Here is an 11,775-nt window from a genome sequence, read left to right on the forward strand (position 1 = left end):
GCAGCTTGCCGTAGCGCTGGTGCGCGCTCCACCAGGCGTCGACCGTGCCGGGCACATTGACGGTGACGGCGCCGTATTTGGGCAGGAAGCCGTCGACGGCCTTCGACCGCGCCGTGTCCAGCGACAGGCCGCGTGGACTGTTGCCCGAGCCGTTGAGTCCGACCACCTTCCGCTGCGCCGGGTCCCACAGCATGCAGAAGGCGTCGCCGCCGATGCCGTTGGCCGTCGGCTCCAGAAAGCCCAGGGCCGCATTGATGGCGATGGCCGCGTCAATGGCCGAGCCCCCGCGCCTCAGGGTGTCGATCCCGATCAGGGTCGCGCGCGGATGGGCGGTGGCGGCCGCCCCATGCGCGCCCCAGACCGTCGAACGCCCGACGAACTGCAGGCCGCTGTTGCGATTCCCGGGCCCGACCCCGGCATAGGGGTCGACGGACGGGGCATTTTGAACGGCGGGGCGGGTGGCGGCGGCCTGAACCGCTGCGGCATTGGCGACGCCGGCGCCGGCGAGGATGGCCCCGGCGGGCAGGGTCGAGAGAAAGGTGCGGCGACGCATGGGCAAACTCCTGTCGGGTACGAGGGAGCCTAACCCGTTCGCGTCCGGTGGGAAGACGAAACCCGACGAAAGCGCTCACCCCGTGACAGACTTCGCGACCTCGAGTAGGCTGGTGGCACACGGAGAAGTTGTCATGTTGCCGCTTATACTGATGCTGGTTCAGGCTCCAGTCACCACGACCGGGCCTATCCCGCCACCTGCATCCGAAATTCGCGTGCGGGAGATCGACGCCAATGGCCTGACCTTGGCCCGCTGCGATCGCGGCGGATTTCAGCGGATTGACCAGTCGACCGGCGATGTCCGGGATTTGCGGCCCGATCTGACCTACAGGACGGATGGCCAGGTCAGGCACTATCTGTTGCTGGATCGGAGTGTCAGGGGCTGTCCGGCACCGATCTCATATGCGCTTCCGGACCGGCAGGGGGGCTTCATTCGGGAACTGGGAAGCGCCGCGACGCCAGCCCCGGACCGCGATTAGCCGCCCAGGTCCAGCGAATAGCCTGCCGACCGGACCGTGCGGATCGGATTGACCGTGCCCTCGACGTTCAGCGCCTTGCGCAGCCGACCGACGTGCACATCCACCGTGCGGGCCTCGACATAGACGTCCGAGCCCCAGACCGCGTCCAGCAACTGCTCGCGGCTGAACACCCGGCCCGGATGCTGCATCAGGTGGTCCAGCAGGCGGAACTCGGTCGGGCCGAGGTGGATCTCGTTGCCGGCCCGGCGCACCCTGTGGGCGACGCGGTCGATGACGATGTCGCCGTGGTTGATCCGGTCGTCGGCCAGGCCGGGCCGGATGCGGCGCAGCACCGCGCGGATGCGGGCGATCAGCTCGATCATCGAGAACGGCTTGGTCAGATAGTCATCGGCCCCGGTGTCGAGCCCGCGGATCCGGTCGCTCTCCTCGCCGCGTGCCGTCAGCATGATGATCGGCAGGTTGCGGGTCTCGGACTTGCCGCGGATTCGCCGGCAGACCTCGATCCCCGACAGGCCCGGCAACATCCAGTCCAGCAGGACCAGGTCCGGCAGCCGCTCGTCGATCTGCAACATACCCTCGTCACCGTCCGAGGCGATGACGACACGATAGCCTTCCTTCTCCAGATTGTACTGGAGCAGGGTCGCCAGGGCGTCCTCGTCTTCCATCACAAGAATATAGGGCTGCATGGGTGCGCTCCGGTCTCGGATCGTTCAGCTAGTGGGCGTCGGGGTCGGTAGTCGGGGCCGCCGCGTCATCGGGCGTCGGGGTCCAGCGGGGGCGGTCACCGACGATCTCCTCGCCCGTGATCTCATAGTGGATCGACTCGGCGATATTGGTCGCATGATCGCCGATCCGCTCGAGGTTCTTGGCGATGAACAGCAGGTGGGTGCAGGCCCCGATCGTGCGCGGATCACCCATCATGTAGGTCAGCAGTTCCCGGAACAGGGCGTTGTAGTGTTCGTCGACCTCGTCGTCCGTGCCCCAGACCGCCAGGGCCCGGTCGACCTCGCCGGCCGTATAGGCGTCCAGCACATCGCGCAGCCGGGTCGAGACCAGCTTGCCCATCCGCTCGATCGACCGCGTCAGCGGCTGCATCGGCTCGCCCTCGGCCAGGACCAGGGCGCGTTTGGCGATGTTGCGGCCCAGATCGCCCATCCGTTCCAGATCAACGGCCAGCTTCATCGCCGACAGGGTCTTGCGCAGGTCACTGGCCACGGGCTGGCGCAGGGCGATCAGGCGGATGGCCTTTTTCTCGATGTCGCGATGCATGGCGTCGAGCCGGGCGTCGCGCTCGACGACCGCCTTGGCCAGGGCGACATCGCGGCGGGCGACCGAGTCGACGGCGTCGGCCACCTGGGCCTCGGCCAGGCCGCCCATGCGCGCGACCTCGGCGGTGAGCTGGTTCAGCTCGTCCCCATAGGCCTTGACGGTGTGCTGGTTCATGACAGTCGTCGATCCTAGCCGAATCGGCCGGTGATATAGTCGAGCGTGCGACGTTCGCGCGGGTTGGTGAAGATGTCCTCGGTCGAGCCGGTCTCGACCAGCCGGCCCATATGGAAGAAGGCCGTGCGCTGGCTGACGCGCGCCGCCTGGGCCATGGAGTGGGTGACGATGACGATGCAGTAGCGCTCGCGCAGCTCGTCGATCAGCTCCTCGATCTTGGCCGTGGCGATCGGATCCAGCGCCGAGCAGGGCTCGTCCATCAGGATCACTTCCGGATTGACCGCGATGGCCCGGGCAATGACCAGACGCTGCTGCTGGCCACCCGACAGCCCGGTCCCCGGCGAGTGCAACCGGTCGGCGACCTCTTCCCACAATCCGGCCCGCTTCAGGGAGACCTGGACCACCTCGTCCAGTTCCGCCTTGGTACTGGTCAGGCCGTGGATGCGCGGCCCGTAGGCGACGTTTTCATAGATGGTCTTGGGAAAGGGGTTCGGCTTCTGGAACACCATGCCGACCCGCGCGCGCAACAGCACCGGGTCGACGGATTTGGCATTGATGTCTTTGCCGTCGATCTCGATCCGTCCGCTCACCTTGCAGCCCGGGATGGTGTCGTTCATGCGGTTCATCGTCCGCAGGAAGGTCGACTTGCCACAGCCCGACGGACCGATCAGGGCGGTCACCGTCTTGTCCGGAATATCCAGGCTGACGTCGAACAGGGCCTGTTTGTCGCCATAGGAGACCGACACGTCGCGGGCAGCGATCTTGGTCGGGCCGACGGGAACGTCGCCGTTCGAGCGCGGCTGCGGCACATTCAGGGCCCGGGAGGCAGCCGTCCGGGAATCGGCGGGCGCAGAGGCACCGGTCCCCCCGCTCTCACCGCCGTCCGCGGCGCGATAAAAATTGAACTTCATAGGCTTACCACCGGCGTTCGAAACGCCGACGCAGCACGATGGCGGCGGCGTTCATGACGATCATGAAGGCGAGGAGCACCAGGATGGCGGCGGCGGTCCGCTCATGGAATGCCCGCTCCGAAGCATTCTCCCAGATATAGATCAGGGACGGCAGGGCCCCGGTCGGTTGATCGATCCCGGCCGGAATCCCCGGCACAAAGCTGACCATGCCGATCAGCAGCAGGGGCGCGGTCTCGCCGAGGGCGTGGGCCATCGAGATGATCGCGCCGGTCATCACGCCCGGCATGGCCAGCGGCAATGTATGGTGGAACACCGTCTGGGTGCGGCTCGCCCCCATGGCCAGGGCGGCCTCGCGGATCGACGGCGGCACCGCCTTCAGCGACGACCGGGTGGCGATGATGATGGTCGGCAGCGCCATCAGGGCCAGAACCAGACCGCCCACCAGCGGCGAGGACCGCGGCAGGTGCATCCAGTTGATGAACAGCGACAGACCCAGCAGGCCGTAGACGATCGACGGCACGGCCGCGAGATTGTTGATATTGACCTCGATCAGATCGGCCAGCCGGTTGCGTGGCGAGAACTCCTCGAGATAGACCGCCGCCCCCACGCCCAGCGGAATGGCGATCAACGCCGTGACCAGCAGCATCAGGGCCGAACCGATCACCGCACCGGCGACCCCGGCCAGTTCCGGCTGGGTCGAATCCCCGTTGGTGAACAGGGCGGTGTTGAAATGGGCCGAGACCACGCCTTCGGCCTTCATCCGGTCCAGCCAGTCCAGCTGCTCATTGCTCAGCCGTCGTTGGGCAGCCGGCGTATCCCGGGAAATGGCCCCCTTGAAATACTGATCGGACTGGTCCGACATCGGGGCCGCCACCGGTATCGTCTCGCCGATCAGCCCCGGCTGACGCTGCAACTGGTCAGCCATCCGGTATTTCAGTTCCGACGAGAACAGCTCGCGCATCTCGCGGGACGCCAGACCCCGGGCGTCATCCTGGATGCCGAACCGGGCCAGGGCCTGTTCGGCGACCATCTGTTCGAAATTGGTCCCCGCCGGATAGGCGCGGTCGATCCGGGCGGGGTCCATATAGACCGGTACCGTCACCGTATGGGCGTAGAAGGCCGTGTGGCCCTGTTCGATGATCCGGCCAAGCAACAGCAGCAAAAAGCCGACCGAGACGGCAATCGCCAGCAATCCATAGGTGCGGAACCGGTTTTCCCGGGCGTAACGGCGCTTCAGGCCCGCCCGCAGACGGTCCACACTCTGGTCGGCTGCCGCCGCCTCGGTGATCCCGGGGGTCGGTTCAGTCATACTGCTGCCGATAGGTCTGGACGATGCGCTGGGCGATGATGTTCAGCACCAGGGTCACCAGGAAAAGGGTCAGGCCCAGGCCGAAGGCCGACAGGGTCTTGGGCGTGTTGAACTCCTGGTCGCCGGTCAGAAGCGTCACGATCTGGACGGTGACCGTGGTGACCGTATCCAGCGGATTGAACGTCAGTTTGGCGGCCAGGCCCGCGGCCATGGTCACGATCATCGTCTCGCCGATGGCGCGCGACATGGCCAGCAGCATGGCCCCGGCCACACCCGGCAGGGCGGCGGGCAGCAGCACGCGCTTGACCGTCTCGGACCGCGTCGCCCCCATCGCATAGGAGCCGTCGCGCAGGCTCTGGGGCACGGCATTGATGATGTCATCGGACAGGGACGAGACGAACGGGATCAGCATGATCCCCATCACCGCCCCGGCGACCAGCGCCATCTGGTTCTGCACCAGCATCAGATACTGGCCGATCCCGTCCAGCGGCCCACCGGCCATCTGGGCCCCGAGGCCGTTGAAGAAGGCGCGGAAGGCCGGTCCCACGGTCAGGGCGGCGAAGAAGCCGTAGACGACGGTCGGAACCCCGGCCAGGATCTCGAGCACCGGCTTGATCACAGCCCGCATTGTCGGGCTCGCATATTCCGACAGATAGATGGCCGAGAACAGGCCGACCGGCGCGGCCACCATCATGGCGATGGCCATGATCAGGAAGGTGCCGGCGAACAGGGGCAGCGCCCCGAAAGCGCCGGTCGAGCCGATCTGGTCGGCGCGAATGGCCGTCTGCGGACTCCATTTGGTCCCGAACAGAAAGTCCATCACCGGTACGCTGGAGAAAAAGCGAACGGAATCATACAGCAACGAGGCGATAATCCCGATGGTGGTCAGAACGGCCACCGCCGAACAGGCGAACAGCAGGCCGATGATCCAGCCCTCAACCCGGTTGCGGGCCCGCATGCCGGGGCGGATCTGGCTGAAGACGAACAGGCCGCCCAGCAGGGCCGCCAGCAAGGCACCGACCATGCCCCCGACCTCGAGGGTCAGATGGATGCTCGCCGCGCGTCGCCCTTCCGGCGGAAGCTGCGCGGCCAGCGGGGCCGGCCAGATCTGGGCCGCGGGCTCGCCCGCCCCGACCCGGCGCGCATCGGCGAAAAAGGCCTCGCGGCGGAAGGGTTCAAGCTGGGAGACACTGTCCGGCGCGCCGGCCGACAGCAGCCGGTGTTCGATATCGCCGGAAAACACATTCGCCGCGATCAGCACGACCAGTGCCGGCACCGCCGTCCAGATCAGGGCGTACAACCCGTGCTGGGACGGGCGCGAATGCGGCGGCAACCCCTCGGCCAGGGCGCGCTCCCCGCGACGACGCGCAAGCGCCCGCGCACCGACATAGGCCGACGCCACGAACACGAACAACAGAGGTAGAAAAAGCCAGCTCATCGACATCCGGGGAAGCGAAGAATCACATCCAGTCCGGCACCCGGATCAGACGGGGGGATCAATGCCCGTGATTGGTTGGCGGATTACGACGGCTCCGTGACAGTTCTGTTACGTCGTCAGCCCCCGGACGCCGCCGGGAAATAGACGGTGAAGCGCGCACCCTGCCCCGGCGCGCTCTCAACGGTCAGACCACCCCGGTGGCGATTGACGATATGTTTGACGATGGCCAGTCCCAGGCCGGTGCCCGACTTCTCGCCACTCTTCTGTCCCTCGACCCGATAGAATCGTTCGGTCAGGCGAGGCAGGTGTTCCCGCGCCAGGCCGGGACCATGGTCGCGCACACTGACGGCGGCGTAGCGCATTCCCGGGACCCGGTCCGGCGTCAACAGTGGCAGACGCGTGGCCCCGTCGCCCCGGCTGCCGCCGGACCATGGGGTCGAGACCTCGTCCAGACTGACGTTCGGACGGATGGTGATCTCGACCGTCCCGCCCGTCGGAGAATATTTGATCGCGTTGTCGACGAGATTCTGGACCACCTGGATGATCTCGTCCCGGGTGCCCTGGACCGGCGCGGCCGGCTGGCCGTTGCCCGCGAGCTGCACGCTCACCTTCCGGTCGTCCGACAGCACGCTCACCGCGTCCACGACATCGCTGCAGACCCGGGACAGATCCACCAGCCCCGACGGCGGAATGTGTTCGTTCAGCTCGATCCGGCTCAGGGACAGCAGGTCGGCCACCAGCCGGCTCATCCGGTCGGCCTGGATGGCCATGATGTCCAGGAACCGGTCGCGGGCCTTCTCGTCGTCGCGGGCATGACCCTTCAGGGTCTCGATGAAGCCCGACAGGGAGGCCAGAGGGGTACGCAGTTCGTGGCTGGCGTTGGCCAGGAAGTCGACGCGCATCATCTCCATCCGCCGCACATCCGTATCGTCGTGCAACACCACCAGAGCCTGCGGTTCGCCGTCGCCGGACGGCAGGGGGCGGATCAGGGCCCGCCAGTGCCGCTCCCGTGACAGATAGTCGGTGGCCCGGGTCACATTGCCGAACAGGGCTTCGTCGACCGCCTCCAGCACCGTCGGGTCGCGCAGCACCGAAACCAGCAGGGCCCCCTCCCGCTGAATGCGCAGCAGTTCCCGCGCGGCCTGGTTCGCCAGCAAGACCCGCCGGCCGGCGATATCGTCCGGTTCGCCGCCGGCGATCACCAGCACAGGATCGCTCAGGGCTTCGAACAGCGCATCCAGCAAACGGGTCTCGGCCTCGCCGCCGCCGTCCCGATCCGCCTCCGGTGCGGCCAGGTCGAACGGGGTCTCAGGGCCCCGTCGGTTGACCCAACCGACCGAGATCGCGACCAGCAGCGCCGCACCGATCAGCCATCCGGCCAGGGACGGCTGAAGGAAGGCCAGCCCCAGCAGGATGATGATCGGTCCCCCCGCACTGGCGACCACCGTCGGCCAACGCGCGGCGATGGGGGGCACGACGGGGGATGGCGACAGTTCGTAGGGCATTCCGTCTCGCAGTCTGCCGGTCCGGTGACCGGAATCAGCATCGAGCACCATCCTTGCACGGAAATTGTGACGATGACGCCATGCAGCCGGAGCGCGTGAGCCACCCTTTATTCACGTCTTTCTGCCAGAGATCGGTCAAGGGAAAGATACTTGCGTCCATGATCGAGCAGCTCATTTCACACCATGACTGGCGCTGGATCGGGCCGGCGACGTTGATTTGCGCTCTGGGCATCGGCACGGCGCTTCATCTGATGGCCGTGGCGCGCACCCAGTCCGGCCGGCGCCGTCGAACCACCGGCATACTCGGTGCCCTGGTCGGCGGCATGGCCATCTTCACCACCCATTTTGCCAGCCTGCAGGGCATGCACTGGGCCACCAGCGCCCGGTACGACATCGCCCTGACCCTGCTGTCCTTCCTTGCCGCGACCGGCACCACCCTGGTCGCGGTCATGCTGATTCTGGCGGGCGACAGCCGCCGGCGTCGTATCGCGGGCGGAACCCTGGCCTTCTGCGGCCTGATTGCGATGCATTTCATCGGCTTTGCGGCCCTGCAACTGCCCGGCCACCTGACCTTCGCCCCCGCAGCGGTCGCCGCCAGCGTCGGCTTCGGATTCATCCTGGCCATCGCCACGGCCGGGCTCATCTTCGGATCGAGCCTGACGCGACTCGCCGCCACCACCGCCGCCTGCTCCATCCTTGTCCTCGGCCTCCATTTCATCTCGTTGACCGGCATGACCTTTATCAGCGATCCTCGCGGCATGAGCGTCACGGACGGGGCCTCCGCGGCGGCCATGTCCGTGATCGTGATCGGGATGATCCTGCTCATCACCATCGTGGCCGGTGCCGTCAGCGCCATGGGCTGGGCCACCCGCTCCAGCGCCCTGCGGCAGATCCGCGAGGCCATCGAGGCCATGCCCGACGGCCTGGCCTTCTTCGACGCCGAAGACCGCCTCGTGCTCTGGAACAGCCGCTACGCCGAAATCAACCCGGAGCTGAAAACCGCGCTTCAGGCTGGACAGACCTTCCGGGAGATCATCCAGATCGGCCTCGACGAGGGCCTCTACGCCGAGGCGAAAGGCCGTGAGGCGGACTGGATCGCCGAACGGCTTGCGGCCCGTCGCGAGCTGTCGACCACGATGGAGCAGCAGGTCGCGGGCAACCGCTGGCTCAGGGTCGCCGATCGCCGCAGTTCCGCCGGCGGCATCGTCACGGTCACCACCGACATCACCGACCTCAAACGGGCCGCCGCGAACCTGGCCGAGGCCCGCGATGCGGCCGAGGCGGCCAACGGGGCCAAGAGCCAGTTCCTGGCCAATATGAGTCACGAGATCCGCACGCCCCTGAACGGCGTGATCGGCATCGCCCAGGCCCTGGCCTCGACCGAACTGACATCGCACCAGCGTGAGATGCTGGACCTGATCCATTCCTCCGGCCGGACGCTGCAGGCGCTACTCAGCGACATCCTCGACCTGGCCCGCGTCGAGTCCGGCCGACTGTCCCTGTGCGACGACGCCTTCGATCTCGCCGCCGCCGTGCAGGAGGCCGCCCGGCTCTATGCGGCGACCGCCAGCGACAAGGGGCTTCAATTCTACGTCGAGGTCAGCCCCGAAGCCGAGATCTGGGTTTCGGGCGACGTCATTCGTCTGAAACAGATCCTGACCAACCTGGTCTCCAATGCCGTCAAATTCACCACCTCCGGCTTCGTCAGCCTGACGGTGGCTCTCGGCCCGGACAACGCGGCGGGCGACACCCTGCGGTTCACCGTCGAGGATACCGGTATCGGTTTCGACAGCGAGACCCGGCACCGTCTGTTCAAACGGTTCGAACAGGCCGACGGCGCGATCACCCGTCGCTTCGGCGGCACCGGTCTGGGCCTGGCCATCTCCCATCAGCTGGCGACCCTGATGGACGGAAACCTGGATTGCGAGAGCGAGCCGGGTGGCGGCTCTGCCTTCATCCTGACCATTCCCCTGCGCCGCGCCGCAAGCCCGGCCGCGACCGCCCCGGATGTAGCCGTGGTCGCCGCCAATCCGGACAGCCGCCCGCTGCGCGTGCTGGTGGCAGACGATCATGCGACCAACCGCAAGGTCGTCGAATTGATCCTCGCCCAGGCCCCGGTCGAGCTGACGATGGTGGAGGACGGTGCCCAGGCCCTGGAAGCCTATCGCGCCGGTGAGTTCGATCTGGTGCTGATGGACATGCAGATGCCGGTGCTGGACGGGCTCGCCGCGACCCGGGAAATCCGCCTGCATGAAACCACGATGGGGCTGCCGCGCACGCCCGTCATCATGCTGACGGCCAATGCCCTGGCCGAACATGTCGCGGCCGCTGCAGATGCCGGGGCCGACCTGCATCTGGCCAAGCCGTTCAACGCGGCCCAGCTTCTGTCCGTGGTGTTCGAAATGCCGGCCGCCGCGGCAGCCGAAGCCGCCGCGGCGAACGTCGCCGCCGCCTGACCGAAGCCGGCGAAGACCCTTTCTACTCGTAGCCGTGGGCCGCCTCGTTGATGACCTGCGAGGGCATCGACGAGAAGTCGACCGCGATCGGCCGGGCGGCCTTGGTCTGGAAGGTCTTGATCACATGCTCCAGCCGGCGGCGCACCTCACGGCTGGCCTCGGACTGCGGATCAAGTTCCAGCGGGGCCAGGCAGAAATCGATGATGGCCTTGGGGCGTTCCAGGGGTTCCATGGTCAGTCTCCTGTCTATTCGGCGGCGATGAACTGGGCGGTCTCGGTCGATTCCTTCATGGCGGTCGTGGACGACTGCCCGTTGGAGATCACGGTCGCGACCTGGTCGAAATAGCCGGTGCCGACCTCGCGCTGGTGGCGGGTGGCGGTGTAGCCGGCGGCCTCATTGGCAAACTCGCGCTGCTGCAGCTCGGAATAGGCCGACATACCGCGATCGCGATAGCCGCTGGCCAGTTCGAACATGCCGTTGTTCAGGCTGTGGAAGCCGGCCAGGGTCACGAACTGGAATTTGTAGCCCATGGCTCCCAGCTCGCGCTGGAATTTGGCGATCGTCGCCTCGTCCAGCCTGGCCTTCCAGTTGAACGACGGCGAGCAGTTGTAGGCCATCAGCTTGCCCGGATGCTCTTTCTGCACGGCTTCGGCGAACTTCTTCGCGTCATCCAGATCGGGATGCGACGTCTCCCACCACAGCAGGTCGGCGATCTTGGCGTAGGACAGGCCGCGGGCGATGCAGTGGGCCAGACCCGTGCCTTCCTTCAGGCGGAAGAAGCCCTCCGGCGTGCGGTTGTCGCGGTCAATAAAGGGACGGTCCCGCTCGTCGACGTCCGAGGTGATCAGCTGGGCGCTCTCGGCGTCGGTGCGGGCGACGGTGATCGTCGGCACGCCCATGACGTCGGCGGCCAGACGCGCGGCGACCAGATTGCGCTCATGCGCCTGGGTCGGGATCAGCACCTTGCCACCGAGGTGGCCGCACTTCTTCTCCGAAGCCAGCTGATCCTCGAAATGGACGCCGGCGGCCCCGGCCTCGATGAAGGCCTTCATGATCTCGAAGCTGTTCAGCGGCCCGCCGAAGCCGGCCTCGGCGTCGGCGACGATCGGGGCGAACCAGTCGCGCTTGGCCCCGCCCTCGCCGTGCTCGATCTGGTCGGCGCGCTGCAGGGTGCGGTTGATGCGGCGACACAGTTCCGGCGCGGCATTGGCCGGATACAGCGACTGGTCCGGATACATGGCCCCGGCGGTGTTGGCGTCGGCCGCGACCTGCCAGCCCGACAGATAGATGGCCTTCAGCCCGGCGCGAACCATCTGCATGGCCTGGTTGCCGGTCACCGCGCCCAGCGCATTGATATAGGGCTCGCTGTGCAGCAGGTCCCACAGCCGGTTGGCCCCGCGCTCGGCCAGGGTCTGGGCCACGGTGACCGACCCGCGCAGCTTCAGCACGTCCTCGACCGAATAGGGACGCTCGATACCGTCGAAACGACCGGCGGGGGCCGGAACCAGATCTGCGAAGGTGGTCATGATGCGGAGTCCTGAAATTGCGTGACGGTCGGGGTACCGCCTGTTCCCTTAGAACTACGCGCTTCAGTCACTTTTGATACAAGACTAGCCCGTCATTTCCAGTCATTATGTCACAATATGACACTTGTTATCCGGTCACATTATGACATAGTGTC

The 11,775-nt window shown here is 66.7% G+C and carries 11 protein-coding genes; 2 read left to right on the plus strand and 9 right to left on the minus strand.

The annotated features are described in order from the left end of the window. On the minus strand, positions 1 to 553 hold a 553-nt coding region (locus PSV00_RS10705), incomplete at its 3' end, for a gamma-glutamyltransferase (RefSeq protein ID WP_300446932.1). A gap of 133 nt (positions 554 to 686) precedes the next feature. On the opposite strand from PSV00_RS10705, the gene PSV00_RS10710 reads away from it, so the two are divergent. Further along, positions 687 to 1,031, plus strand: a complete 345-nt coding sequence (locus tag PSV00_RS10710) for a hypothetical protein (protein ID WP_300446934.1) — start codon at positions 687 to 689, stop codon at positions 1,029 to 1,031. On the opposite strand, the gene phoB is transcribed toward PSV00_RS10710, so the two are convergent. The 6 genes from phoB to PSV00_RS10740 all read right to left on the minus strand — a co-directional run bounded on the left by phoB (position 1,028) and on the right by PSV00_RS10740 (position 7,637). After that, a complete protein-coding gene (phoB, locus tag PSV00_RS10715; protein WP_300446936.1) occupies positions 1,028 to 1,717 on the minus strand; it encodes a phosphate regulon transcriptional regulator PhoB in 690 nt (229 codons plus the stop codon). The two genes, PSV00_RS10710 and phoB, sit on opposite strands and share 4 nt — an antisense overlap. Positions 1,718 to 1,745: 28 nt before the next feature. Then, on the minus strand, positions 1,746 to 2,474 hold the full coding sequence (phoU, locus tag PSV00_RS10720; RefSeq protein ID WP_300446938.1) for a phosphate signaling complex protein PhoU: 729 nt from the start codon (positions 2,472 to 2,474) through the stop codon (positions 1,746 to 1,748). Between the two features lie 14 nt (positions 2,475 to 2,488). Then, positions 2,489 to 3,385: a phosphate ABC transporter ATP-binding protein PstB gene (gene pstB, locus PSV00_RS10725; RefSeq protein ID WP_300446940.1), complete on the minus strand. Its 897-nt coding sequence runs from the start codon at positions 3,383 to 3,385 to the stop codon at positions 2,489 to 2,491. Positions 3,386 to 3,389: 4 nt separating this feature from the next. Then, positions 3,390 to 4,694 carry a phosphate ABC transporter permease PstA gene (gene pstA / locus PSV00_RS10730; protein ID WP_300446943.1) on the minus strand — a complete coding sequence of 435 codons (1,305 nt, stop codon included), beginning with the start codon at positions 4,692 to 4,694 and terminating at the stop codon, positions 3,390 to 3,392. Continuing rightward, positions 4,687 to 6,132: a phosphate ABC transporter permease subunit PstC gene (pstC, locus tag PSV00_RS10735; protein WP_300446945.1), complete on the minus strand. Its 1,446-nt coding sequence runs from the start codon at positions 6,130 to 6,132 to the stop codon at positions 4,687 to 4,689. Before pstC ends, pstA begins: the two co-directional genes overlap by 8 nt. 116 nt (positions 6,133 to 6,248) lie before the next feature. After that, positions 6,249 to 7,637: an ATP-binding protein gene (locus PSV00_RS10740; RefSeq protein WP_300446947.1), complete on the minus strand. Its 1,389-nt coding sequence runs from the start codon at positions 7,635 to 7,637 to the stop codon at positions 6,249 to 6,251. 158 nt (positions 7,638 to 7,795) lie between these two features. On the opposite strand from PSV00_RS10740, the gene PSV00_RS10745 reads away from it, so the two are divergent. Next, positions 7,796 to 10,093, plus strand: a complete 2,298-nt coding sequence (locus PSV00_RS10745; protein ID WP_300446949.1) for an ATP-binding protein — start codon at positions 7,796 to 7,798, stop codon at positions 10,091 to 10,093. Between the two features lie 22 nt (positions 10,094 to 10,115). Here the strand turns inward: PSV00_RS10745 and PSV00_RS10750 are convergent, their stop codons facing one another. After that, positions 10,116 to 10,325, minus strand: coding sequence for a hypothetical protein (locus tag PSV00_RS10750; RefSeq protein WP_300446951.1), 210 nt, complete (start codon positions 10,323 to 10,325; stop codon positions 10,116 to 10,118). 14 nt (positions 10,326 to 10,339) lie between these two features. Further along, positions 10,340 to 11,620, minus strand: a complete 1,281-nt coding sequence (aceA, locus tag PSV00_RS10755; protein ID WP_300446953.1) for an isocitrate lyase — start codon at positions 11,618 to 11,620, stop codon at positions 10,340 to 10,342. Positions 11,621 to 11,775 lie beyond the last annotated feature (155 nt).

It is taken from the genome of Brevundimonas sp. (assembly GCF_029945885.1).
Lineage (GTDB): Bacteria > Pseudomonadota > Alphaproteobacteria > Caulobacterales > Caulobacteraceae > Brevundimonas.